Source organism: Myxococcus hansupus, assembly GCF_000280925.3.
Lineage (GTDB): Bacteria > Myxococcota > Myxococcia > Myxococcales > Myxococcaceae > Myxococcus > Myxococcus hansupus.
The window spans coordinates 5087159-5112823 of record NZ_CP012109.1; the positions used below are offsets into that span (position 1 = coordinate 5087159).

Consider the following 25665-nt stretch of genomic DNA (forward strand, 5'->3'; position numbering starts at 1 on the left):
CCATGCGGACCCGACTCCTCCTGCCGCTGCTCCTGCTGTCCGGCTGCGCGCTGGAGCCTGGCGAGAGCTTCGCGGTGCTGGAGCCCACCGTGCGCGCGGACTACACCCCCGTGGCCTCGCGCGACGCGGGCAACGGCTTCCAGCGGCTGGCCTCCGACTTCCAGGTGCGCCTGGACGGCGCCGCGCTGGGCGTGACGCACATCGACCTGGTGGGCGGCGCCACTGGCGGCGGCCCCACCACGTTCGACCCGGCCAACCCGCCGCCCCGCTACAGCAACTGCCACAACGGCCACTGCCACCGCGATGACGGCGCGCTGGTGGACTACGAGGACATCCAGGCGGAGCTGGATGGCGGTGGCGGCGCTTCGGAGTCCACGGTGGCCAGCCTGCACGTGGACGCGGACCTGGACCTGCTCGTGGAGCAGACGCTGACGCCGGAGTGCGAGCCGTCGTGTGAGCTGCCGCGGACGAACGTCAGCCGCTATCAGTGGGACGTGTCATCGGTCCGGCTGGAGGGCGCCGTGCGCGACGGCCGCGCCACGCCGCGCTTCACCGGTGAGCGCCCCTTCCGACTCACGCTGACGACGGAGGGCACCGGGGAGGCGGGCCGCCCGGTGCTCGAGCTGCGCGGCACCGTGGCCATCCCCGCGGACCGGGAGCACAAGCCGCGCGTGAAGCTGGCGCTGAGCCTCGCGCTTTCCCCCACGCTGTTCGACGCGCTGGACTGGGCCGCGACGACGCCGGGGCCGGATGGCGTCGTGGACCTGGACGCGCCGGAGCACGCGACGTTCCGGACGGCGCTCCTGGAGTCCCTGTCCGAACTGGAACCCCAAGCGGAGGTCCGGCGTGAAAACCGCTGAGCCCACGACGCACGCGGTGCCCGCCTCGTTCAGCCCGGGCGACGCGCTGCTCACGTGCGAGAAGCTGGTCATCGGCTACGACGGCACCGCCATCCTGCCGCCCATCGACCTGACCATCCGCCGCGGGCAGTTCGTGGCGGTGGTGGGCCGCAACGGCTCGGGCAAGAGCACGTGGTTCCGGACGCTGCTGGGCATGCTGCCGCCGGTGTCCGGCACCATCTCCCGCGCGTCCGCCCAGGTGCGCAGCGCCTATGTGCCGCAGACGTCCGCCATCGACGGGCTGTTGCCCCTGCGCGCGGATGAGCTGACGGCCTGGGGCCGGCTGCGCGGCTGGAGCTTCCTGTGGCCCTTCGCCCGGAAGACGGACCGGGACGCGGTGCAGACCGCGCTGGAGACGGCGGGCGCGAAGCCCTTCGCGTCCAGGCCGTACCGCGAGCTGTCGGAGGGCCAGAAGCAACGCACGCTGCTGGCCCGGCTGGTGGCCACCGAGGCGGACCTGGTGCTGCTGGACGAGCCCACCGCCGCCATGGACGCGGTGGCCGAGCGCGAGACGATGCAGCGCTTGTGCACCCTGTCCCGCGAGCGGGGCCTGGGCGTGGTGGTGGTGAGCCACGACCTGGAGGTCGCCGCCGAGCACGCCGACGTGCTCGTCTTCGTGGACCGCGAGACGTCCGCCTTCGTCGTGGGCGATGCCCGCACCGTCTTCTGTCACCCCGCCTTCCGCCGCCAGTACGGCGACGAGTACTGCCAACGCGCGCCCCTGGGACCTCATCGTGGAAACGACGCTCGCTGAACCGTCCAAGTGGGAGCAGTTCCACCTGGCGTTCGACCTGTTCAGGGACCCGCTGCTGTGCGCGCTCATCGCGGGCGGCGTGCTGGGCTTCCTGAGCGTCTACGTGGTGCTGCGGCGCATGGTGTTCGTCAGCGCCGCGGTGGCCCAATCCGCCGGCCTGGGCGTGGCGCTGGCCTTCTACGCGGCCATCCACCTGGGCACCCACGTGGAGCCGGTGATTGGCGCCACCGCGCTGGCGCTGCTGGCCACGCTGCTCCTGATGACGGAGCCCGCGAAGCTGCGCCTCACGAAGGAGAGCCTGCTCGGCCTGGCGTACGCGCTGGCGGGCGGCGCGGCGGTGCTCGTGGGAGACCGCATCGCCCAGGAGGCCCACGACATCCAGGGCATCCTCTTCGGCACCGCGGTACTGGTGACGCCGGAGCAGCTCTACACGGTGGCCATCGCCGGCGGGGCCGTCATGTTCATCCAGCTCTGGTGGTACCGGGGCATCACCTTCGCCAGCTTCGACCGGACGGGCGCGCTGGTGCAGGGGCTGCCGGTGCGGCTGCTGGACGGCGTGCTGATGGTGAGCATCGGCGTCATGGTGGGCGTGTGCGCCCGCGCGCTGGGCGCGCTGCCGGTGTTCGCGTTCTCCACCCTGTCCGCCATCGCCGCGCTGATGCTGGAGCTGCGGCTGCCGTGGACCTTCTTCGTCGCCACGGTGATGGGCGCGATTGCCGGCGTGGGCGGCTACCTCTTCGCCTTCTTCTACGACTTCCCGGTGGGCGGCTCGCAGACGGTGTTCGCCGCGGCCATGGTGGCCGTGGCGACCGTCGTCCGGATGCTCGTGCACGCCGTGCAGAAGGCGCGCTGAGCGGCGTCAGCGCACCGCGGCGGAGACCTGCTTGAACTCGGGCGTGCCCGCGCGCCCGAGCACGTCGAACAGCGCGGCCTCCACCGTGGCGACGTGCGCCCCCGCGTCGCGACAGAGCTGGAGGCCCACCTGCCGGTCCTCCGAATTGCGCGACAGGACAGCGTCCGCCAGGAGGAAGGGCGACAAGCCCCGCTCGGCCAGGTCGCGCACCGTCTGGAAGACGCAGATGTGCGTCTCCATGCCCGCCACCAGCACCTGCGTGCGTCCGCCCAGCGCGGCCAGCACGTCCGGCACCGCCGCGCTGAACTCCAGCTTCTCCACCGGCTTGACGTCCTTGAGCGCGCGCATGCGGAGGAGCGAGTGCGTGGGGCCCAGGCCCTGGGGGTACTGCTCGGTGAGGAGGATGGGCAGCCCCAGCGCCCGCGCGCCCTCGATGGCGGCGCCGGTGCGGCTGAGCATGCGGTCCAGCGCGTCCCGGTCCATGGCGGCGCACAGGCGCTCCTGGATGTCCACGATGAGCAACGCGGCCTGGTCCTGCTTGAGGCGGAAGGTCGGCATGCCCCCTCCTCGCGCGAACAGCGCGGGCACGTCAAGCGGCGGGCGGCCCCGGTGCGCGGGAGCGTCCGCCGGAGACCCGCGCGGCGCGGGGACTCAACAGGACATCGTCCCCTGGGCGGAGACAGGCGCCACGTCCGGCTCGCGCAGGGCGAGGATTTCCGGGGGCCGCACCAGGCGCAGCAGACGGCCCCGTCCGGCGATGAACGCCCGGGCGCGGCGAAGCTCCGGCAGGTGTGCATCCGCGCAGCACCAGCGCTCGAGGAACGCGGAGAAGTCCTCCACCGCGCCGCTCCACGCGCCCAGCGCCACCTGCGACTCCGCCGCCAGCAGCCGGAAGTGTCCGCTGGCCGGCCGCTCCGCCACCAGGGCCCGCGCCAGCTCCAGGGCCTTGTCCTCGCGGCCGGTGCGCAGCCGCAACCGGACCAGGGCCTCGCGCGCGGGCCGTGAGAAGGACGGGGGCCCCGCGGTGCGCAGCCTCCGCTCCAGGCGGAGCGCCCGCGTCAGCGTCGCTTCGGCGCGGCCCACTTCACCCCGGCGCGCCTCCAACGCGCCCCGCAGCTCCTGCGAGGCCACTTCCACCACGCGCGCCACGTCCCTGGGGCACAGGGCCCCATCCTCCGAGCGGCGCGTCTCCACCAGCGGCGCATGCAGCGCGTCCAGCGCGTTGCAGGTGCGCTCCACTTCGCCCAACCGCCCCGCCTCCAGCAGACACAGGCCCCGCGTGTAGAGGCGCAGGCCGTCCCGATACGCCAGCTCGGCAGACGACGCGGTGGTGGACAGCTCCAAGGGCACGTCCGCCGCCGCGCGCCAGAAGCCGAAGCGCAGGTGCGCGGCCACCAGCGTGGAGGCGGCGAAGAGGAGGCCCTGGTTGTCCCCGCTCGCGCCCTCCATCCGTTGCCGCAAGCGCCGGGCCCAGGCCTGCGCCTCGCCGTACTGCCCCGCTTCCGCGCAGCCCTGGCTGAGCAGCCGCATGGCGGCCTCCGCGCCAGGTGCATCGGTGACGGTCAGCCCTTCCTCGGCCAGGTAGGCGTCGTCCGCGGCCACGGCGGATTCGAGCGCGTGCTGCGCCTCGTGCACCCGCCCCACCCTCTGAAGCAGGCGGCCCGCGGCGAGCAGCGCGGGACTGGCCCGCGGCGCCAGGGACAGCAGCCGCTGCGCGCTCTCCAGCGCGGCCTCCGGCCGGCCACTGGTCAGCATCGCCTGCACCCACGCGTGGTGGACGCCCGCGTGGTCTGGGTGCGAGCGCAGCAGCTCGCGCAACAGCGCCTGCGCGTACGGCTGGCCCTGACCGGGACGCCCGTCCGGTTCGTACCCGTCCACCAGGAAGCCCGCCAGCAACAGCCTGGCGTCGCCGTCCTCGGGATAGCGGTCGATGAGGCACTCCATGTCCCGCACGAAGGCGTGGCGCCCGTTCGCGGGCCCCTTCTCCGCGAGCAGGCTGGCCGCGACGATGTAGCGCTGCTCCCGGTCCGAGGTGCCCTCGCTCAGCGCCAACGCGTGGCCCATGGCCTCCGCTCGGGCGGCGGCGAAGCGCGCGCCGGGGCCCCGCGACAGGGCCAGTCCCCACCACGCCATGGCCAGCGCCGGGTCCTCGCGCGTGGCCGCGGCGAAGGCGCGGCGGGCTTCCGAACCCCACCCCAGGTGCAGACACCGCAGCCCCTGGTCGAACCAGGCCTGGGCTTGCGGCCGGGACGTGCTGACCTCCAGGTGCGCGGCCCCCAGGCCGTCGCGGACGCGCGGCGGCGGCAAGGCCTCGTCGGCGACGTCCTCCCACGGTGCGCGGGCATGGACGGAAGGTTCATCGGCTCGGAGCAGTCGCGCCAACATGAGGTCCTCTCCTCAGGCCCCGGAGACCGGGGCGGTGCAGACAGTGAATCCAGCATCCAGGGAACGCAGGCGGGAGGCGAAGCGCCGCCACGAGACGGCCAGCGCATCCGCGGCGACAGGCGGCGCCTTGCGCCGGGCCGCGAAGCAGGTGCGCCGCCAGGACGCGCCCATCTCCTGGGACACCCACTCCTCATGCGAGGCCAACCACCCCGCCAGGGAGACGAGCCCCGCGCGAAGGGCCCGCCGCTCGCGCCCCGTGGTGGGGATGCGCGGCGGACTCAGGTCCTCCGCGCGGAACGGGAGCGCACCCGGCGCGGTGTCCAGCAGGACGGGCATGAAGCCCGACCTCGGGACGAAGACGGCCTCGCCGCACTCACACAGCGCGCCAAAACCCCACAGCGACAACCGCCTCCCCTCCGGCAAATCCACCGTATAGGGGCTCTGCCCTTCCACCCCTTCCGGTCGCGCGTGGCGGACAAGCCCCCTGCGCACGAGGAGGTTCCCCTCGGGACAGAGCACGTCCCTTCCGAGGCACCACATGGAGAGGTCGAACAGGCGGTCCCCCTCGCGTTGAAGCTCGCAGGGAATCACGGTGGACAGGGCGTGGCCGGACATGGGCGGAGTTCCTCTCGGGGCTAGGACTTCTTCGCGCTGGCGCCGCGGCGCACGGGGCTGCTGCCAAAGAGCGCGGGGGCCTCGACGGGGCTTCCGCCCTGCTTCCCCAGCACGGCATTCACCGCGCGCACCAACTTGCCGCGCACGCGGGCCGGCAACGGCCGGTCGCCCAGCGCGGCCTGGAGCTGCTGCGCGCTGATGCCCCGGCCGCTCTTCGGCTTGGCGATGTTCAGCGACGCGTAGCTCTTGCCCTGCGCGTCCTTGTCACGGCGGCGGGCGACGCGCTTGCGAGACAGGACACGGCCCTCGGAGCCACGGGACTCGAGCTGGCGCGACAGGCGGAGGAGCGTCTGGGAGGTGATGTTCTTGTCGGTCAGGAACTGCTGGAAGGAACCCATGGTCTTCTCTCTGGGGAAACGAGGGGCCGGCACCTGGGCGCCGGCCCCGGGTGAACGGGCCGTGAAGGCCCGAAGCGGCGTCAGTGCTCGTGGCCGTGGTCGTGCGCCGCCTCTTCGATGAGGACGGAGACGGTGGCGGCCGACGTGGGGCCGAAGGTCAGGATGTGCGTGCCCACCGTGAGCGGCACCACGTGGCGGCCCTTGATGTCGGTGCAACCCTCGGAGCTGCTGGCGCTCTCCTCGATCTCCACCGGCTCACCGCTCGCGGTGGTGACGGACAGGGCCACGGCCGCGTTCGTGTAGATGACGTAGTCGGTGGCCTCCGTCGCGGCGAAGGACACGGCGCCCTGCTTGCCGTCAGGGCCATCCGCCAGCGTGATGTCGTAGCGGCGGTGGTCGGCGCGAATGGCGGGGGGCTCACCCGCACCCAGCGCGGCGATGACGGAGGTTGCGGGCCCATTCTGGAGGTGCTCACACGCCTCGGCGTCAACGCCGTGGTCATCGTCGGAATGGTCATCGCCGCAACCAGCGGACACGAGCGCGGTGGACAGCAGGAATGCGGCCAGGAGCTTCTTCTTCATGGTGTTACTCCACGGGACGAACTGCGGGTGTGCCACGCCCGCGCGACCGCAACGGACGCCCTCGGAACAGAGGGGTGCCGCCACGGACACGTGGGAATGGAAGGGGCCGTGCGATGGGCACGAAGAACGGGCGCGGTGAGACAGCTCAGCCACGGCAACGGACACAAAGCCGCAATGACTCACGGCCCACGCGAGGTGGACGGAGTGTGTCTGGCTTTAGCCGATGACAGGGCTCACACGGCGCGCAAGGCCGCGTGAAGGAGCAGACTCCCGGACCTCACGCGCGAGGCGGAGACGCCTTGGGAGCCAGGTGCAGCCGGGCGACGGGCTCCGAGTGGAACCGGAACACCGCCAGCGCGGGCTGGGACAACACGGGTGCGACGCGGAGCGACGGCGCCGCCTGTTGCGGAGGCGGTGCCTCCCGCCGGAAGAAGGCGTGGACACAGTGCGCGTCGGTCCCGTGGGAATCCGCCTCCGCGCCTCGGGAGGCCAGACGCACGTCGTCGAAGGACGCCTCGACGTGCCCCGCGCCGTGGTCATCCCCCGCCTCCACGTGAATCACCTCGCCATGCTCCAGGCACGTGGCGTGCTGGACCAGGGCGAAGTGCATGACGCTGCCCACGTAGGCCAGCGCGCACAGGAGCGCGAGCGGCAACGCCATGCGGCGCGACCGGACGGGACTCACGGGCTGGCGGTGGGTGGAGCGGCTCACGTCAGGGCATTCCTGGTTGAACGGCGTCTGACGTTGTAAGCCAGACAGGCCGTTCGCGCAAGTCAGACTGTATCACGCGGCCTCCGCCAGGCGACATCTCCGCGAACCCCTGCAATAGCAACTTGGAAACAAAGGCAACCAAGGAGCACGTTTCCAGCGACAGCGTGCGCGCCGGTCGCCCGCCAGCCAGGAGGGCCTCATGACGCGGTCCAGGGCCCCCTGGAGGGGGAAAAGGCATGCGCCCGGTGTAGGTGGAGCGCACCGCCGTCATGGACCGACGGACCGTTCCAGGCGTAGGGTGCCGCCGCCCGGCAGAAGCCGGGGCGTACCCTCCCGAGGTCACGACTTCGTGCAAGAGTTCATCGACGTGCTGCGGAGCCAGGCGCGCCACATCGCGCCCGACCTGGCGCGGCTCGCCTACCAGCGCGGCCTGGCCGTCACGCGGCCGGACGGCAGCACCCGCCCCATTCCCATCACCGCCACGCCCGTGGTGCTGGACGCCTCGGAGATTCGCCGCCGCGCGGAGCTGTCCGCTCGCCTGTCCTCCGCCACCGCGAAGATGGCGCGCGCCCTGCTCGAAGGCGACGAGGCCGAGCTCCTCCTGGGCTCGCTGTCCCCCCTCGAGCGCACGCTCGCCGAGCGCACCTGGAGCCAGTCCACCCGGCTGGTCACCACCCGCGTGGACTACTTCGTCGCCGGTGGGAAGCCCTGGGCCCTGGAGGTCAACGCCACCATCCCGGCCATGCAGGGGTACTCCGACATCGCCGCCCGCACCTTCATCGAGGTGGTGGGCCGCTACTTCCGCTATCCGGAGAAGTCGCTGCACGCGCTCCTGTCGCTCAACGGGAGCAACGCGCTGGCGTTGTACCGGGCGCTGCTGGATGGCTACGCCGCCGAGCGCGACGGGCGGATGCCGGACACGGTGGCGCTCCTGTGCCGCCGCAACGACGCACAAATCACGGAGCTGCGCTGGCTGTGCGAGCGCTTCCGCGAGTTCGGCGCGGACGCCGACCTGGTCCACCCGGACGAGGTGTCCGGTGACAGCGCCTTCGTGGCGAACGGGAAGAAGTACGACTTGGTGTACCGACACCTCTTCGTGCGGCGCCTGGAGGAGTCGCCCTCCCCGTGGGTGGAGGACTTCCTGAGCACGGTGCCCGGCAAGAAGGCGGTGTTCCTCAACCCGCCCGCCTCGCAGGTGGAGGTGAAGCTGACCTTCGCGCGCCTGTCCCAGGCCCTGGCCGAGCCCGCCCTGGCCGAAGCCGCCCGCCTCACGGGCGAGGAGCTGGAAGCCGTGCGCGCCTCGGTGCCGTGGACGCGGCTGTTCCGCCCGGGCCCCGCAGTGGGACCCGACGGCGCGCGGGTGGACGACCTCGTCGCCCTGGTCGCCTCGGCCCCTCAGCGCTTCGTCCTCAAGCGGGCGTGGGACTACGGCGGCCGAGCAGTCTTCCTGGGCCGCTCGGCGGGCACAGTGCCCTACACGGAGCGCGTGACGAGCGCCTACGGAACACCGCTGACGTGGGCGGAGTTGTGTGCCCGGACGGCGGCGGACACCGCGGGCGGAGGCTTCGTGGTGCAGGAGGTGGTGGACTCTCCTCCGGAGGATCACCTGCTCTGCGAACCCAACGGCACGGTGCTGCCCGCGTCCTTCTTCGTGGACTACTCCGCGTACGCCTCCGTGGGGCTGGCGCGGCAGCCGGCGTGGGGCGGCGTGTGTCGGGGCTCCATGTCGGAGATCGTCAACATCGTCGGCGGCGGCGGCGTGCTGCCGCTCATCACCTCGGAAGTCGCCTCCAAGCTTTTGATGGCGTGGAAGGCCTTTTAAGGGGTTTCACGTGGGCCAGGGCCGCGCGCACGCCTGGGCCGGACGCGTTATAAGCAGTGCGCTGCCGGGAAGGCTCCTGGCTCGAAAGGAAGCAGATTCATGGCCTGGGAAACCTCGGGGTGGCAGGCGAGCAGCAGCGACGCCGCTGACTCCATCCTCGTTCAAGAGTCACAGCGCGCGTTCATGTCGCGCGTGCATGGCTGGATGTTCATCGGCCTGCTCGTCACGGGCTTCACCGCGGCGCTGACGTTCAGCAACCCGGCGGTGTTCGAGACGGTGATTCAGTGGCGCCTGGGGTTCATCGTGGCGCAGCTCGGCGCCGTGTTCGCCCTCTCCTTCCTGGCGCCCCGGCTGTCCGGTCCGGTCGCCGGCGTGCTGTTCCTGGGCTACTCCGCGCTCACCGGCATGACGCTGTCCGTGCTGATGGCCATCTACACGATGGGCAGCCTGGCCCAGGCGTTCTTCCTCACCGCGGCCGTCTACGGCGCCATGGCCATCTACGGCACCGTCACCAAGAAGAACCTGAGCGCCTGGGGCACCTTCCTCTTCATGGGTCTGGTGGGCGTGGTGCTGGCCAGCATCATGAACCTGTTCCTGCGCAGTGACGCCATGGGCTTCGTCGTCGCCTGCGCGTCCGTGGTCGTCTTCGCCGGCCTGACGGCGTACGACACCCAGAAGCTGCGCGCGATGCACGCGGGTGCGGGCTACAACAGCATCGCCGCGCTGAGCATCGTCGGCGCGCTCCGGCTCTACCTGGATTTCATCAACCTCTTCATCGCCCTGCTGCGGCTGACCGGCTCGCGCCGGTAGTCGAGCGCCCCACCTCGGTTCAGCGGTCCAGAAGCGGCGGCGTGTCCCCTCCCCGGGCACGACCGCCGCTTCGCCGTTTCAGACGCCGTTGACCCGATTTCCAGGTGCGCGCCCTCCCTCCTCCCATCACAGGAGGAAGGGATGACCTCAGCAGTGCAACGGTGTCTGGGCGTTTCGCTCGCCGTCGTGTCCATGTTGTCCGCGGGCGTCGCCCTGGCGCACGGCTCCATGGAAGTACCTCTCAGTCGCGTCTATGGCTGCTTCAAGGAAGGGCCCGAGACGCCGAAGTCCGATGCTTGCAAGGCGCTCATCCAGGCCGGCGGAACCCAGGCGCTCTACGACTGGAACGGCGTGCGCCAGGGCAACGCCAATGACCGGCACCGCGAAATCATCCCGGACGGGAAGCTGTGCAGCGGGGCGAACGAGAGCCACCGCGGCCTGGACCTGGCGCGCACGGACTGGCCGTCCACGCTCATCGCTCCGGACGCGCAGGGGCGCTTCGAGTTCGTCTTCCACGCGACGGCGGTGCACGCCACCGGCTACTTCCGCCTCTACGTCACGCGCGAGGGCTACAACCCCGCGCTGCCGCTGAAGTGGTCGGACCTGGAGGCCAACCCCTTCTGCTCCATCACCAACGTCTCCGCGCAGAACAACCGCTACCGCCTCAACTGCCCCTTCCCGCAGGGCAAGACGGGCTCGCACGTCCTCTATGCCATCTGGCAGCGCTCGGACAGCCCGGAGGCCTTCTATGCCTGCACCGACGTGAAGTTCAGCAACACGCCGCCTCCGCCCTCTTCCTGGCGGGAGCTGGGCCAGGTGCAGGCCCGCGAGGACCTGCCCGCGGGGAGCTCGGTGACGTTGCGCGTGTTCGACGCGCAGGGAGGTGACGCCGAATCGCATGTCCACCCGCTGCCCGCCGCCACGCCCGCGGCGCAGTGGATTCATGGCCTCGCGCAGCGTGTGAACGCCGCCTCCAACCGCGTGCAGGTGGGCGTGCTCGACACCGCCGGACGCGTCAACCCGGTGCAGAACGCCACGGCCAACCGCGTCTACGCGCGCGACACGGGCTACACCTTCCAACTCGACATCACCAAGCCGCCGCCCGGAGGCAATGGCGACCCCATCTACCCGGCGGGCCTTGAAAGCTATACGGCGGGCTCCGTGGTGCGGGGAACCGATGGCCTGCGCTACCGCTGCAAGCCTTTCCCCTACTCGGGTTGGTGCAAGGGCTCCGCGCTCCACTACGCACCGAGTACGGGGATGAATTGGCAGGACGCCTGGGAGCGCATTCCCTGAGCGCAGACATATGACACGACGCGCCATCTCCGAATGACAGACACGGGTTTGTCACGGCCCGGGCCGCAACATCCGCGCGGCCCGGGCCGACAATCCTGAAGGCTTTGACCTTCATGTCGTTCCCGAGAAAGGCGTAAGCATGTCTCCCCGAATCGACCGGCGCACCCCGACCGCCGTCGCCCCCACGAGCAGGCAGGGCACCGAGCAGCCGTTGGCGCGTCAGGGCGCCGATGCGGCGACCTCCGGTCAGGTCCGAACCCAGCGCAACGCCGATGGCTTCCAGCCCAACGTGGCTCGTGACCGGGCAACGACCAACCTCAACGGTCGTCAACCCATCACGCCGCAGGCCCCCGTCACGGCACGGCCGTTGACGCCGTCCGAAGTCGCGTCGGTGAACCAGGTCCTCCAGGAGGCCACCAACAGCCGGGACCCGTCGGTCCTCGTGAACTTCCTGAGGGACAACCCAGACCCCGCGATGCAAGCGGCGCTCATGGACAACCTCTTCGCCTTCGGCCCCGTGGCCGGTCAGATCCTCGACAAGGCGGGGCGGCTGAGCGCGGCGGACCAGCAGGTGCTGTCCAGCGCGCTGGACACGGCCTTCCGTTCGGGCGCCGTCACCGTTGAAGAGCTGACGGCGGGCGTGGGTTCCCATGGACGTGGCTCGTGGGGTGGCGAAACGCACGAAGGGCTGGCGAAGATTGTCGCCGGGACAGGCAACCCGGAGCTCATCACGGCCTACGCGCAGCGTGAGATGCAGATCATGTCGGACGGCAACACGCCGGACCCGGCGCGCTCCGTGGCCGTCGCCACCGCCCTGGCGGGTCTGCCGCCCGAGCAGCTCCAGGACTTCCTGAAGAACAACCCGGACGGCATCGGCAAGGTGCTGGGGAACCTCAACAACCCCATCATCTCCGGTGGCACGGGCGCGCTCGGGGGATTGCTGGACGCGGCCAGCGCCATCAAGCCTCCGACACAAGAGTCGCTCAAGCTGTTCCTGGACAGCATCCAGCAGGTGGGGACCAACCCCGAGTCTCGCGCGGCGGCGGCTCGCTTCTTCATGGAGCACTCGGACGCGATTCTCTCCGGGGCCAGCGACCTCTCCGGCTCCGTCGGCAGCGCCAGCGCGGGCAGGCTGTCCGAGTTCTTCACCCGCACGCTCTTCACGGAGCCCCCCTTCGAGGGCCAGGACGCCCTCCGCTCGTTCGTGAACACGAAGCTGGGCGACATGCGCGCCGCACTGGAGACCCAGGCGAACGCCAACCCGCCCTCGCAGGAGACGCAGCGCCTGGCCCGCTCCATGGGCAGCCTCCTGGGCGCCATCGAAGGCGGCTTCCTGCTTTCCGTCGAGGAGCTGAAGAAAAACAACGAGGCCGCCGCCGGGCTCGCGGGGCTCATCTTCAAGCTCAAGGACGTGATTCCCACCTCGAGCATTCCGGGCCTGGGACAACTTCAGAACCTCACGCTGGGGCAAATCGAGAAGTGGGTCACCGACGCGGTCCAGCGGGATCCGGACAAGGCGCGTGACGCCATCCCGTTCCACAGGCTCTTCGGCGAGCAAATCACCAACCCGACGCTTCGGAGCATCTACGACGCCGCGCGCCTGACGTCGCTGGAGGACCGTCGGCTGGGCCTGAGCAACTGAAGACTCACACCGGAGACCTGACGGTTCCGTCCGGACCGTCAGTCCTCCGAGCACGCGGCGCCGGCATCCCGGATGTCGGCGTCGTAGTGCAGACGGAGCGGTCCGGACGCCTCGACGTGGCGCACGAACACGGAGCCGAAGACCTCCGCTCCGCCGCTCAAGCTGAGCGTCGCGTGCGGGGCGTAGAGGTTCCCCGCGAGCGTGCTGCCCGCTGACAGCGCCAGCACGCTGGCCCCAGCGACGTAGACTCGGACACGTGACGGCGTGGCCGTGGAGCCCAGCGAGAGCGGCCCCGCCACCGCGACCGAGCCCCCGAGGAACAGGTCCAGCTCTCCTGGCGCCTGGACGTCCACGGTGAGCCCCTCGGCCAGGTCGACGATGTCCTCGATGAAGAGTGCCGTCCTCGCGCGGACCGTGAGCGTCGCGCGGCCCGTTCCCGTGATGCGTGTCAGGTGGAAGCGGCCACAGGGCAGCGCGAGGGACCGCTCGCCTTCGATGTCCTCCATCGCCGCGGCGTCGAGCCCGATGGCCGCGTTGTCGTTGTCATGCGCATGCCGCGCGATGAGGCCCGTGACATCCACCTGCGCGGTTTCATCACATGCACAAGGCGTGACGGGGTCCACGGGTTCGCGACGGACCGCCGACGCCTCGACAGGGCCCAGCGTCGCGCCCTCCGGCACCGTGAGCACGCCACCGACGTGAAACGCGGGCAACGACACGTCACCGCGCACGCGCGCATCTCCAACCACGGAGGCCGAGACAGGGCTTCCCGACAGTGGACCACTGCTGTGCAGCGTCTCGCCCACGTAGAAGGCGCGGCCGAGCTGGAGTCCTCCCGCGCCGCCTACGCGCAGTGAGCCACCCACATTCACCGTGTCGTTGGCGGACAAGGCACCGTTGACGCCGACATCGCCCCCAGCGCCACCAGGCTGGTACGTCCCCGCCGAACCCCGGAAGGCATCCGCGTCGAGGGAGGCGCCCAGCGTCAGTCCCTCGCAGGTGCAGAGCGCCTGTCGAAAGGTCTGCTCGGCCAGGCGCCCACTGCACACGTGCGCGTCGGTCTCCGCCTCGCCCACGAAGATGGGAGGTCCGCGTCCCGCGCAGTACGCCTCCCAATCGTCGGGGGGCCCTCCCCCATCCTGCGTTCCCGCATCCGCCGAGGCACCCGTCCCACCGCCATCCGGCGTGGTCACGATGGCCACGAGGTCACCTCGGGTACAGCCGCCCATCGCCAGGGCGAGCGCCGCCGTCAGGTGCCATCGACCGCTCATCGCGCGGACAGCTCCTGGACGCGCGCCCGCGCGGACGGTCCCAGCGGTGAATCGGGGTGCGTGGCCAGGAAGGACTCCAGCGCCCTCCGCTCGGCGTCACGGTCTCCCAACACGCGGTGAGCTTCCGCGAGGCCGTGCTGTGCCTCCTGGTCGAGCACCCCTCGCGGCTGGAGCCGGAGCGCCGCCTTGAACTGCAGCAAGGCGCCTCGCGCGTCGCCCAGGTGCTCCAGGCGGAGCGACCCCGACGCGACTCGCGCGACATACGCCGCGAGCGAGGATGGCTGGGCGCGGATGACGCGCAGGTAGAGGGACTCGGCTTCCTTCCATTGGCCCTTGGAGCGAAGGCCGTTGGCCTTGAGCAGCAGGTCCTCCGCGGCGCGAGCGGCGGCGGGAGGTGCCACCCCGGACGCTGGTTGACGAGGTCGCGCCGTGCCCACCTCGGGGGCCCCGCTCGATGAATCCACTCCCTGCGCCGGCGCTCGAAAAGCGACCGTCCCGGAGTCCTTCGACTGCGCGCGGACCTCGCGCGTTACTTCGGATGACGCGGGGACGTCGCTGACGGACTCGGGCTGCGCGAGGACCTCGCGGGCAGGCTCCGTCACACCGGGTGCATCCACGGCTCGCGGAGCCTCCGCGTGCGCAGCCTTCACTTCCACGGCCGTCTTCGCCTGGACCTCCGGCGTGCGTGCGGAGCGCGTGAAGCTCCAGATTGCGGCGGCGGCCCCCGCCACCAGGATGGCTCCCGTCATGAGACAGACGGGAGGCCGCTTTCCGAAAGGCCTTCGCGGCGCCCGAACCGTCAGCGTGCTCGCTTCCAGCGCGGCCAGCACCATCGCCGCCGACTTCTCCCGGGAGATGCGCCGGGCGGGCCCCGCGGCCTCGTCGAGCGGCGGGAGCAGCGCGGTCAGGGCGTCATCCCCCTCTTCCCTGATGTCACTCATCCCTGTGCCTCCCCTCCGCCATCCTCCGCCGTGGCCAGGGCGCGCAGGTTCGTGCGCCCCAAGCGGAGCCGGCTGCGCACCGTCTCGAAGGGGATGCCCAACTCCGACGAAATCTCCGGCACGCTCAACTCCAACACGTGATGCAACACCAGCGCATGCCGCTGCTCGTTCGAAAGCCGGTCCAGAAGCGTCATCATGCGCCGGCGATGAACATACTCGTCCGGTAGCGCGTCCTCGGAGGGAACCGCCACCAATTCCACCGGCGCGTCCGCGTGCTGGGCCTCGCGCCCCCGGGAACGCTTCATCCAGGCGAATGTGGTCCGCGCCACCACCCGGTCCGCCCAGGATTGGAAGCGGCCTTCGGCGCGATAGGACGGGAGCCCACGCACCAGGGCGATGAGCGCCTCCTGCGCGATGTCCTCCACGTCCGAGTCACCTCGCACCAGATAACGCACGAGGTTTCGCACCCGGGGGAGCAGCTCCGACAACAATGCGCCCGTCGCCTCGCGCTCGCCCTGGATGGCCGCCAGGATGCGCGGGTCCTCCGCCGCCCGAGACCTGCCCGCTGGCTGTGAGCCCAAGCTCCTCATTGCGGAGATGGAGGACGACCCCGGCCCATTCGGGTCATCCGCGCTCACGGAAAAACCACCAACGCCACGTGCAGGCGTGGACGGAGGGCCCAACCGTCACCGCGCGAGACGAAGTTTCCATCGATGACGTAGCGAAGCTCGGGCCGCCCCAGGAGGACCTCGGCGGACAGCCCCGCCTCCACGCCCAGGCGAGCAGCCCATCGCCACCGCGCGCGGAGCTCCGGCCCCGTGAGCAGGGCCCACGTCATCGCTGGCGGCGCGGCCTCCACGTCGGGGGCCAGTACCGACGTTCGGCGGCGAAACACCACGGCGCCCGCCCCCACACCCACCTCGACATCGAGCCGCTGCGTGACGGCCCACGGCCAGCCCGCCCACGCGGACGCCGCGTGCTGGCCCAGGGACACCTCGGTGCGTGCGTCGCGAAGCCGCGCGGGAAGCCCCGCCAGCAGTTGCAGGCGCAGCCGCCACCGGCCCGGCTGCCACCCCGCCCCCAGGGACACCCCTTGATGTCCCGCGCGTGCGTAGCCATCCAACGCGGCGTGCCCGCCCACGGAGAGCCACCACGTCCCCACCGCGCCCTCACGCTGCGATGCGAGTGAAGTCGCCGCGGCATCTCGAGGCACGGCGTCCACCGCGCGCGCCGTCGACGCCGGCGGTGTCACCATCGGGGCATCGTCCACTCGGGGAGGCACCACCACCCCGAGCGGCGCGCCCGCATCCACCGCGCGCAACGCGGAGCGCGCGGCGAGCGCCAGAGCCTCCGCGCCCGCGGACCACTCCAACGTCCCGGGCACCTCGCCCAGCCGCGCCTCGCGCGTGAACAAGTGACGTCCGTCCAGCTCCGCCACCAGGACGCGCACGTCCTGTCCCTCCCGCACGAACCAGAGCACGGCGCGCGCGTCATGCCGCGCGGCCAGTTGCTCCGCCGCGCGCCATTGCTCCACCGGCGTTCCCGTCAACGACCCACCGGGGGACGGCTCGAGCGTCACGGACAGGTCGCTGCTCTGTCCTTTCACCCGCTCCAGGAGCGCGGCCTCCTCCTCGGAGGCGACGCGCGCCACGGCGGTCCAGGGCTCGGCGGCCATGGATGCGCTGGAGAGCGCCACCAACACGACAGCAGCCGCGAGGGACATGCGGCAAACCCTATCGCCATGACGCCGGGGAACAGAAGTCCCTCGGCGTATGGCTTCACGACACGCTGGCAATGGCTGTCAGCCCATTCGCCAGCGCTTCACGTCACGGCGCTCAGCGCAGCTTCTGGGCCAACGTATCCAGCAGCGAGCCGTCATCCCCGCTCAGCTCCCAGAACATCGCGCCGCCCAGGTTCTTGCTCAGGATGTAGTCCGCCTTGGCGCTCATGCTCTGCGCGTCGTCGTAACCAATCCAGATGCCCGTGGCCGGGCTGTACACGAAGGCCTGCTTCGCCTCCGGGTGGAAGAACTTGGTGTAACCGGAACCGGCGCGCTCGAAGCGGTTCTTGATGTCCTTGAAGTCGAACACGCCCGTGGGTCCGGACGAGCCGTCATCCCAGGTGCCATTGATGGGGACACCGGACTGGAACAGGCCGTTGTTCGCGTTGGGCACGCGGCCCCAGCCCCGGCCGTAGAAGGGCACGCCGACGACAATCTTCGCGGGCGGCACGCCCAATTGGAGCATCTTCGCCACCGAGCCATCCGTGTAGAAGCCCACGGCGGCGCCCGGGTCTCCCGTGACGCGGTTGAGCGCCGAATGGAAGTTCGTCGTGGGCTCGAAAGCACCGTGGTAGTCGTAGGACATCACGTTGATCCAATCGAGCACGTCGGCCAGGTTCTTCGTCTCCTGCTTGTTCTCCAGCAGGTCGGGCGACGCCCCCGTGGCGATGGTGAGCAGGTACGGCCGGCCCGTCTGCGCGGTGACGGCGTTGAGCTGGCTGCGGAACTCCTGCATCAGCAGCGTGTAGTTCCGCTTGTCCGCGGGGCTGTTGCTGTTGCCCGGCAGGCCGCCCCCCACGGGGTACTCCCAGTCGATGTCGATGCCGTCGAAGACGCCCTCGCCATTGGCGGGCGTCACGCCCGGGTACTGCCCCCGGATGTAGAGGTCCACGCAGGACTTCACGAACGCCGCGCGCGAGGCGGCGCTGGAAGCCACGGTGGAGAAGTGCGTGGACCAGGACCAGCCGCCCACGGAGATGAGCAGCTTCAGGTGCGGGTTCGTCCGCTTCAGTTCCTTGAACGCGCGGAAGTTGCCGCGCAGCGCGCCGGGGTCCCACTCACCCGGCCAGCCGGCCCCCTTGTCGATGTCCGCGTACGGGTCCCCCAGGACGCAGCGCCCATCCGGCGTGATGTTGGAGAAGGCGTAGTTGATGTGCGTGAGCTTCGACGGCGGCACGTTGGACACGTGGTAGTTGCGCGCGTAGATGCCCCACGCGGTGAAGTAGCCGACGATCTTCTTGCCACCCGGCGGCGGCCCACCCTGAATCTCGACGACCACGGTGACCGACGTGGTCCCCATGTTGCCCGCGGCGTCATAGGCGCGCACCGAGTAGACGTACGTCCCGTTCTGCTCCCATCCCGTGAAGGCCCGGCTGAACGACGTCCCGGAGGCGACGACGGAGCCGTTCTCCAGAATCTCCACCCGCGTCACGCCCACGTTGTCCGTCGCCGTGGCGGTGAGTGACAGCGGCCCGGCCACGGTGATGCGCGAGGTGCTCGCGGTCATCCCCACGGTGGGCGCGGTGACATCCCCGCCCGTGCCCGCGTCGTTGCCACCCGTGCCGGCGTCGACGTCACTGCCCGCGGGGCCCAGGTCCAACCACAGCGCCGCCACCGCCAGCGGCGTCCAGTCCGCCTGGGACGTGTGCGGCTGACGGCACTCGTAGAGCCGGCCCTGATACGTGACACGAGCCCCCACGTTGTACGAGACGCCCGCGGCCCACTCCGCGGCCAGCGCGGACGCGTGGGCCGACAGCCGGTCCATCTCGTGGAACGTCGTGACTTCGGAATCACAGCCAGCCACGCTCAAGGCGGTGGCGATCAGGCCAGAGGCCCACCAACTGCGACGCATGCGTGCACTCCTCGCGGCGACGGGCGCACGAACGCAATGGCCTTGGAGCTGACGAGCCCCACGCCTCTGCTGACGCCGCCCGCGCTGCTGCTCGACGGGTTCGCGCAGAGAGAGCGCAGGGTCTATTTTTTCGGGTTAATCCCGGGTGTCGAGTCTTAGCCCGGCTGCTGCGCCTTGCGCGAGAAGGGCATCAGCAGCCGCTCCACGGGGCGCCCTTCGATGAGGTGCTGCTCGACGATTTCCTTCACGTCCTCCACCTTCACGCCGCCGTACCAGGTGCCCTCGGGATAGACGACGACGGCGACGCCGAAGGAGCAGGTGTCCAGGCAGCCCGCCGCGTTGGCGCGCATCCGCCCCTTCATGCCGCGCTTGTCGAGCTCCTCGCGGAAGGCGGTGCGCACCTCCTCCGCGCCCTTGCTGGCGCAGCACCCCTTGGGGTTCCCATCCGGGCGGCGGTTGGTGCAGACGAAGACGTGGCGTTGAAAGGGAGGTGCCATGTCCGCCTCCTAACGCGGGCCCCGGCTGAAATCGACGGCCTCGTTCACCAGAGGACCGCTCCAGGCGCTGATCCGCTGCCCGCTCCAGATTGGATCACTTGTTTCGACCCGTGCCGTGCACAGACTCACAGCAAACGTCTTCCAATGATCACGCTCGCTTGCCTTGAAGTGACGATACATGGCTCGCCATCTGTACGCAGGCACTGCAAAGCATGTGTTGCCAAGGCCTCGCGAGGGCTCTAGATCCGGCGTCCCTGATACACGCTGTAGCGGCTGGGCAGGCAGGCAAGTCCCAGGTCTTCACCCCGCCCCTATACACAATTCGTTGTGGGTATGATTTTGACCGGTACCATTTGTTGTACCGACAGATTCTTTGACGGCGGTGCTACAGGGGTCTATCCATGGCCTCGTCCGGCAGTCTGGCGGGCATCTCCTGCAGATCGAACGAGGGGCCGGACGCGCCCCTGCTCCCCCGTCGCGAATCCCCATCCGAGATCACCGCATCGCATCGCGGATGCGTCATCGGATCTGTTGGGATCTCGCGACGTTAGCGTTTTGCAAATTTTGCATCCGAACTCACAGTGAATTCGCGGAGGGTGGCGACATGGATAAAGAGCTGAGCTCGAAGTCCACGGTGAATGGGAAGGCGCGGCGGACGCCGGCGCGCAAGGCGCGTGCTGCGACGACGGCGGGCCTGACGGTGGAGCGCTTCTTCACGACGCCGGGCGTGGACCCCGCGGACGAGCTGGCGTGGGAGTACCGCAGCGCCAGCATCACTGGCGAGGACGGCAAGGCCGTCTTCGAGCAGAAGAACATCGAGGTGCCGAAGTCCTGGTCGATGCTGGCGACCAACGTCGTCGCGTCGAAGTACTTCCGCGGCACGCCCGGCACCCCGGAGCGTGAGTCGAGCGTGCGTCAGCTCGTCGCCCGCGTGGTGGACACCCTCACCCGCTGGGGTGTGGAAGGCGGCTACTTCACCCGCGACACCGACCGCGAGGCGTTCCACGCGGAGCTGACGCACCTGCTGCTCCGGCAGAAGGCGTCCTTCAACTCGCCCGTGTGGTTCAACGTCGGCGTCGAGGCGCAGCCGCAGTGCTCCGCGTGTTTCATCAACAGCGTGGAGGACAACATGGAGTCCATCCTCACGCTGGCGCGCACGGAGGGCATGCTCTTCAAGTACGGCAGTGGCACGGGCAGCAACCTGTCCACCATCCGCGGCAGCAAGGAGCTGCTGGCGGGCGGCGGCACCGCGTCCGGCCCGGTGTCGTTCATGCGCGGCTTCGACGCCTTCGCCGGCGTTATCAAGAGCGGCGGCAAGACGCGCCGCGCGGCGAAGATGGTCATCCTCAACGCCGACCATCCGGACATCCTCGAGTTCATCCGCTGCAAGTCGAGCGAGGAGAAGAAGGCCTGGGCGCTCATCGAGGCCGGGTATGACCCGTCCTTCAACGGCGAGGCGTACTCGTCGGTGTTCTTCCAGAACTCGAACAACTCGGTGCGCGTCACCGACGACTTCATGAAGGCCGTGGTCAACGACGGCCCGTGGACCACGCGCACGGTGCGCGAGGGCCTGCCCCTGGACACGCACCAGGCGAAGGACCTGTTCCGGGAGCTCGCCGAGGCCGCGCACCTGTGCGGCGACCCGGGCATGCAGTTCGACACCACGGTGAACAGTTGGCACACGTGCTCGGGCACGGCGCGCATCAACGCGTCCAACCCCTGCTCGGAGTACATGTTCCTGGACGACTCGGCCTGCAACCTGGCGTCCCTGAACCTGATGCACTTCCGCACCATCGACGGCGACTTCGACGTGACGGCGTTCCGCCACGCGGTCGACATCCTACTGATGGCGCAGGAAATCATCGTGGGCAACTCGCGCTACCCCACTGAGCGCATCGAGAAGAACAGCCACGACTACCGCCCGCTGGGCCTGGGTTACGCCAACCTGGGCGCGCTGCTGATGGCCACGGGCCTGCCCTACGACTCGGCCGAGGGCCGCAACTACGCGGCGGCCATCACCTCGCTGATGTGCGGTGAGGCGTACGCGATGAGCGCGCGGCTGGCGGAGAAGCAGGGCCCCTTCGCGGGCTACGCGAAGAACGCCGAGCCGATGCTGAGCGTCATGCGCAAGCACCGCAAGGCGGCGTACCACGTCGCCCCGGAAGGCGTGAGCACCGCGCTGTACGAAGCGCAGAAGGACGCCTGGGACCGCGCGCTCGCGCTCGGTGAGACACACGGCTACCGGAACAGCCAGGTGACGGTGCTGGCGCCCACGGGGACCATCGGCTTCATGATGGACTGCGACACCACCGGCATCGAGCCGGACATCGCGCTCATCAAGTACAAGAAGCTGGTGGGCGGCGGGATGCTGAAGATCGTCAACCAGACGGTGCCGCTCGCGCTGGAGAAGCTCGGGTACCGGCAGACGCAGGCCCAGGACATCATCAGCCACCTGGACAAGCAGGACACCATCGAGGGCGCGCCGCACCTCAAGGCCGAGCACCTGCCGGTGTTCGACTGCGCCTTCAAGCCGGCCCAGGGTGAGCGCAGCATCCACTGGATGGGCCACATCCAGATGATGGAGGCCTGCCAGCCGTTCCTCTCCGGCGCCATCTCCAAGACGGTGAACATGCCGTCCGACGCGACGGTGGAGGACATCGAGAAGGCGTACCTGGAGGCGTGGAAGCGCGGCCTCAAGGCGATTGCCGTCTACCGCGATGGCTGCAAGCGCACCCAGCCGCTCAACACGGCCAAGGACTCGGCGAAGGACACCCGCGCGGCCAAGGCCACCGTGGCCCCCGAGCCCGCCCCCGCCGTCCAGCCGGAGCCCCGCGCGGTCCGCCGGCGCCTGCCGGACGAGCGCCGCTCCATCACGCACAAGTTCTCCATCGGCGGCCACGAGGGCTACCTGACGGTGGGCATGTACGAGGACGGCCTGCCGGGTGAGCTCTTCATCGTCATGGCGAAGGAAGGCTCGGTGGTCAGCGGGTTGATGGACAGCTTCGCCACCAGCGTGTCCATGGCGCTCCAGTACGGCGTGCCGCTCAAGGTGCTGGTCGACAAGCTCAGCCACACGCGCTTCGAGCCCAGTGGCTTCACCGGCAACCCGGACATCCCCATCGCCAAGTCCATCACCGACTACATCTTCCGGTGGCTGGAGTTGAAGTTCCTGCCGAGCGGGGAAGAGGACGCCGTGCTGGACCGCGTGGACGTCCGTGCCTCACGAGAGGCCCTGCCCGCTCAGACGGCGCCGGTGCAGCAGCTTCCGGCGGCTTCTTCGTCGAAGCGCTCCACCTGGCTCAATCAGGCGGACGCGCCGCCGTGCCACACCTGCGGCGCCATCATGGTGCGCAGTGGTGCCTGCTACAAATGCAGCAACTGCGGCGCGACCAGCGGTTGCAGCTAAGACCGGTGCGAGGCGCTTGAAGTGACAAGGGCTCCGGGGCGATGTGCTCCGGAGCCCTTCTGCGTTTCCCCTCCCCCGCGTCAGCCGCGGCGGGCCGTTGGGAGCCGGGCGAAGGCATCGGAGGCCTTCTCCGCGACGCGGGTGAGCTCGTCGAGGGCCGGCGTGGACACCGGTTCCGGGCCGTGGTCCGCGACGATGAACGCCACCGCGTGCCCCTGGTTCCGGATGGCGATGACCGCCAGATGCGAGGCGTTGGTGCCGCCCAGCGCGGCGAAGATGGCCTCGTCCTGGGCGCATGCCGGCGCGGTGAAGACGCTGGGGCCCGTGGAGGACATCGCCGCCAGGAGCAGCGACGGCGCCTCAAGGTCGACCTTCAGGCCGGCGACCGCCTCGCTCTCACTGCCGGGTCCCCAGGCGTGCCCCACGCGCGCGAGTCCCAGGCTTTCGCCGAGGAGGAAGGCGCGCTGGAAGCGGCCCGCGCAGTACGCCAGGACCACCTTGCCGAGCGTGCCCTGCGTATTCACCGCGTCGAGCGCCGTGAGGACCTGCTCGGCCGTCACGGCCGGCGCGCCTGGAGGCACCTCCGTGGAAGCGCTGGCCGCGGTCGCGAGGAGCGCGGTGATGACCTCCGCGGGCTCCTGCGCCTGGGGCTGCCACGGCTGCTGAATGAAGTCCCAGGCGGAGGCCAGGGGCATCTCCGTGGCCGCTGGCGCGACCGCGGGCCCCTCGAGGTCCACCACCCGGTCCGCCCACGTCGTCTCCGGCGTGTGACCAATGGAGCCCGTGTCGTCCCCGCCCTGCCAACCGACGAACTCCCACGTCGACGCGAGCTGCATCGGTTCGTCGGAGGTTCCGGACAGGTCGTCCAGTTCGATGGGCGCGCGTGGCGTGGATGGCACCTCTCCCGTGATGGAGGCGCCAGCGCCGGCCTGGAGGTCGTGCTCGATGACAGGCGCAACAGGCGTGGTGAGCAAAGCGCCGTGCTCCGCGACGACGAAGCCGCGTGGCTTGAGCGGCGTTGTCGGTGCGTCGGCCGGGCCCTGCGCGTCGTCGGGCGCCTCCGTGGAGGACTCCGCGTCTTCGACGTCCGTGCTCTCCAAGCGCACGCCGAAGGGCTGCGTGACTTCGACGTCCAGATGGAGGTCGCTGTACGCGGGTCTCGGCGCTGTGGATTCGGTGCTGTCCACGCTCGATACGGCGATGACCGACCAGGATTCTCCGGGCCGCGTCGCTCCGTCGGGCGTCGAGGCAGAAGCGTCCGAGACGGCGGCGGCTGCGAGTTCGGGAGGGGCTTCGAGAACGGCCGGCGTGTTGTCGTCAGGCGACGGGGCGAGCGAGGAAGACGCCGTGTCGGTGGACAGCGTCGCCGTTGCTTCGTCCTGAGGCGGTGGTGCGTCTTCGGTGACGGAGGCGTCGCTCCGAGGCTCCGAGACTGGCGAGTGCTGAGCCGCCTCGTACGCGCTTTCAGCAAGGACCTTGGCGGCTTCGGAATCGCTGACCGGGTGAGCGACTTCCCCCTGCACGGCGGCCGGTACGCTCTGGATGGGTGCCCCCTCGGCCACGTCGCTCGCGGCGGTGGGCACGACCTTCTCGGCGGCTTCCGTAGCGCTCAGTTCAACAGCCGCGTTGGAGGCAGGCGTTTGCGCGCCCCCCGCTTCGTCGACCGGAGTCATGGCGTCCGCGACGGCAGGGACTGCGGGAGCCCCAGTCGATCCCGTGACGGTCGCGGTGTCGTCGATGCTCGAGGACACTCCGGACTCAGGACCCGCGATGACAGCAGAGCCACCCGTGCTCTCCGAGGATGCCAACGTCGTGCCCACAACCAGGGCGCTGGTCTCGACGGCCTCACCATCGCCATTCGCAGACGGCGCGTTCGTGACAACGGAGGTGCCCACTGAAACCGCACCCTCGTTGCTCGCGGGCGGTACGAGCGAATCGCTCGGAACAACACCGATGCCCTCAGCCGACGCATCGTCGCCACTCGCGAGTGGCGGCATCGAAGCAGCGAGGGTGCCCACAACGGCTTCGCCATCCGTGCTCTTGAGCGACTCGACCGTGGCGCTTGCGACAGCAGCGGCGTCCAGAGAGGCGCCGTTCGGCCGCTCTGGCGACTCAGACAGAGGCACCGCGACTGAAGAGGTATCCGAGGAGACGGCGGCAGCAACGCTCGCTGGCAGCTCAGGCGCGGCGATTGCGGCTGCGTCCACAGAGGAGGAGGTCTCGCCACTCGCAACCGGCGCAGACTCCGTTGCCACGAAGGACGCGGCATCCGTGATTGCCACGGTCTCAATGCGCGCACTTGCAGCGGCATCCGCGAGAATGACCGCATCAATGCTCGCCGCAACCGGCACAGAGTCGAACGCCGCGAGTGCAATGGCATCAGCAGAGACTGACGTCCCCATGCCCGCGGGCGACTCAGGCATGGGAGCCGCGATAGATGCATGCTCTTGCGAGTTAGCTTCCGCCCCGGAGAGCGGCTCAGCCACAGGCGCCGCATCCCTCCCTGCGAACGACTCAGTCACAGACGCTGCGACAGAGACGTTCTCCTGCGGGATGGCCACAATCTCGACGGGCGACGCATCTGCAGGCACCGGAACGAAAGCGCATTCCGGCGAGATAGCCGCAATCGCTGCGGGCGCATCAGACGCAGTCTCCGCAACAGAAGCACGCTCTTGCGAAATAGCTTCCGCATCTGCGACCCGCTCAGTCGCAGGCGCCGCAACGGAAGCATTTTCCTGCGTGATAGCTGCAGCCTCGGAGGCAACCACTGCAACAGAAGCACTCTCCTGCGCGCTATCCGCAGCCTCTGCGAGCGACTCGGAGACAGTCTCTGCAACAGAAGCACTCTCCTGAGCGCTATCCGCAGCCTCTGCGAGCGACTCGGAGACAGTCTCTGCAAGTGAAGCGCTATCCGCAGCCTCTGCGAGCGACTCGGAGACAGTCTCTACAACTGAAGCACTCTCCTGCGCGATAGCCGCAGCTTCAGCGGGCGGCTCGGAAGCAGTCCCTGCAGATGAAGCACTCTCCTGCGCGATAGCTGTCGCTTCGGCGTTCGCATCAGACGCAGGCACAGCGAATGAAGGGGCCGCCGTCGCGACGGCGGCATCGACGCCCGTAACCGAGGCAGCCGCAGTCACCGCGACTTCAGCGG

The 25665-nt window shown here is 69.9% G+C and carries 21 protein-coding genes; 8 read left to right on the plus strand and 13 right to left on the minus strand.

Annotated elements, in window-relative coordinates:
• The first annotated feature begins 2 nt into the window (after nt 1-2).
• The 3 genes from A176_RS19610 to A176_RS19620 are packed head-to-tail and all read left to right on the plus strand — an operon-like array spanning nt 3 to nt 2506.
• Nucleotides 3-860 carry a hypothetical protein gene (locus A176_RS19610; RefSeq protein WP_002639198.1) on the plus strand — a complete coding sequence of 286 codons (858 nt, stop codon included), beginning with the start codon at nt 3-5 and terminating at the stop codon, nt 858-860.
• On the plus strand, nt 847-1653 hold the full coding sequence (locus A176_RS19615; RefSeq protein WP_002639199.1) for a metal ABC transporter ATP-binding protein: 807 nt from the start codon (nt 847-849) through the stop codon (nt 1651-1653). The genes A176_RS19610 and A176_RS19615 overlap by 14 nt, the downstream gene beginning before the upstream one ends.
• Nucleotides 1634-2506 (plus strand): metal ABC transporter permease, encoded by an 873-nt coding sequence (locus A176_RS19620; RefSeq protein WP_002639200.1) that lies wholly within the window; start codon nt 1634-1636, stop codon nt 2504-2506. The genes A176_RS19615 and A176_RS19620 overlap by 20 nt, the downstream gene beginning before the upstream one ends.
• 6 nt (nt 2507-2512) lie before the next feature.
• On the opposite strand, the gene A176_RS19625 is transcribed toward A176_RS19620, so the two are convergent.
• From A176_RS19625 to A176_RS19650, 6 genes are all read right to left on the minus strand, one after another.
• Entirely contained in the window at nt 2513-3064 is a 552-nt protein-coding gene (locus A176_RS19625) for an isochorismatase family protein (protein ID WP_002639201.1), read from the minus strand.
• Nucleotides 3065-3157: 93 nt separating this feature from the next.
• Entirely contained in the window at nt 3158-4891 is a 1734-nt protein-coding gene (locus A176_RS19630) for a tetratricopeptide repeat protein (protein WP_002639202.1), read from the minus strand.
• A gap of 12 nt (nt 4892-4903) precedes the next feature.
• Nucleotides 4904-5506, minus strand: coding sequence for a hypothetical protein (locus A176_RS19635; RefSeq protein WP_002639203.1), 603 nt, complete (start codon nt 5504-5506; stop codon nt 4904-4906).
• Nucleotides 5507-5526: 20 nt separating this feature from the next.
• Complete coding sequence (locus tag A176_RS19640; protein ID WP_002639204.1) at nt 5527-5904, minus strand: hypothetical protein; 378 nt, start codon at nt 5902-5904, stop codon at nt 5527-5529.
• Nucleotides 5905-5984: 80 nt separating this feature from the next.
• Nucleotides 5985-6485: a hypothetical protein gene (locus A176_RS19645; RefSeq protein ID WP_002639205.1), complete on the minus strand. Its 501-nt coding sequence runs from the start codon at nt 6483-6485 to the stop codon at nt 5985-5987.
• A 277-nt stretch (nt 6486-6762) separates the two neighbouring features.
• Nucleotides 6763-7197, minus strand: a complete 435-nt coding sequence (locus A176_RS19650) for a hypothetical protein (protein ID WP_002639206.1) — start codon at nt 7195-7197, stop codon at nt 6763-6765.
• 349 nt (nt 7198-7546) lie between these two features.
• On the opposite strand from A176_RS19650, the gene A176_RS19655 reads away from it, so the two are divergent.
• The 4 genes from A176_RS19655 to A176_RS19670 all read left to right on the plus strand — a co-directional run bounded on the left by A176_RS19655 (nt 7547) and on the right by A176_RS19670 (nt 12767).
• The gene (locus A176_RS19655; RefSeq protein ID WP_002639208.1) at nt 7547-9019 is read left to right on the plus strand and encodes a hypothetical protein; all 1473 of its coding nucleotides are present in this window, start codon (nt 7547-7549) and stop codon (nt 9017-9019) included.
• Between the two features lie 99 nt (nt 9020-9118).
• A complete protein-coding gene (locus A176_RS19660) occupies nt 9119-9829 on the plus strand; it encodes a Bax inhibitor-1/YccA family protein (RefSeq protein WP_002639209.1) in 711 nt (236 codons plus the stop codon).
• Nucleotides 9830-9970: 141 nt separating this feature from the next.
• Nucleotides 9971-11125 (plus strand): lytic polysaccharide monooxygenase auxiliary activity family 9 protein, encoded by a 1155-nt coding sequence (locus A176_RS19665; protein WP_002639210.1) that lies wholly within the window; start codon nt 9971-9973, stop codon nt 11123-11125.
• Between the two features lie 139 nt (nt 11126-11264).
• Entirely contained in the window at nt 11265-12767 is a 1503-nt protein-coding gene (locus A176_RS19670) for a hypothetical protein (protein ID WP_002639211.1), read from the plus strand.
• Between the two features lie 38 nt (nt 12768-12805).
• Here the strand turns inward: A176_RS19670 and A176_RS19675 are convergent, their stop codons facing one another.
• The 6 genes from A176_RS19675 to A176_RS19700 all read right to left on the minus strand — a co-directional run bounded on the left by A176_RS19675 (nt 12806) and on the right by A176_RS19700 (nt 19108).
• On the minus strand, nt 12806-14038 hold the full coding sequence (locus tag A176_RS19675) for a DUF7305 domain-containing protein (RefSeq protein WP_002639212.1): 1233 nt from the start codon (nt 14036-14038) through the stop codon (nt 12806-12808).
• Nucleotides 14035-14979, minus strand: coding sequence for a tetratricopeptide repeat protein (locus A176_RS19680; protein WP_002639213.1), 945 nt, complete (start codon nt 14977-14979; stop codon nt 14035-14037). The genes A176_RS19675 and A176_RS19680 overlap by 4 nt, the downstream gene beginning before the upstream one ends.
• Complete coding sequence (locus A176_RS19685; RefSeq protein ID WP_226993928.1) at nt 14976-15569, minus strand: RNA polymerase sigma factor; 594 nt, start codon at nt 15567-15569, stop codon at nt 14976-14978. The genes A176_RS19680 and A176_RS19685 overlap by 4 nt, the downstream gene beginning before the upstream one ends.
• A gap of 44 nt (nt 15570-15613) precedes the next feature.
• Nucleotides 15614-16702: a hypothetical protein gene (locus A176_RS19690; RefSeq protein WP_002639215.1), complete on the minus strand. Its 1089-nt coding sequence runs from the start codon at nt 16700-16702 to the stop codon at nt 15614-15616.
• 112 nt (nt 16703-16814) lie between these two features.
• Nucleotides 16815-18611, minus strand: a complete 1797-nt coding sequence (locus A176_RS19695; protein WP_002639216.1) for a glycosyl hydrolase family 18 protein — start codon at nt 18609-18611, stop codon at nt 16815-16817.
• Nucleotides 18612-18766: 155 nt separating this feature from the next.
• Nucleotides 18767-19108: a (2Fe-2S) ferredoxin domain-containing protein gene (locus A176_RS19700; RefSeq protein WP_002639217.1), complete on the minus strand. Its 342-nt coding sequence runs from the start codon at nt 19106-19108 to the stop codon at nt 18767-18769.
• Nucleotides 19109-19712: 604 nt separating this feature from the next.
• Between A176_RS19700 and A176_RS19705 the strand changes: the two genes are divergently transcribed.
• Entirely contained in the window at nt 19713-22514 is a 2802-nt protein-coding gene (locus tag A176_RS19705; RefSeq protein WP_002639218.1) for a vitamin B12-dependent ribonucleotide reductase, read from the plus strand.
• An 80-nt stretch (nt 22515-22594) separates the two neighbouring features.
• Here A176_RS19705 and A176_RS40045 read toward each other — a convergent pair whose 3' ends face one another.
• Nucleotides 22595-24187, minus strand: coding sequence for a general secretion pathway protein GspE (locus A176_RS40045; RefSeq protein ID WP_226994404.1), 1593 nt, complete (start codon nt 24185-24187; stop codon nt 22595-22597).
• Nucleotides 24188-25665: the final 1478 nt, after the last annotated feature.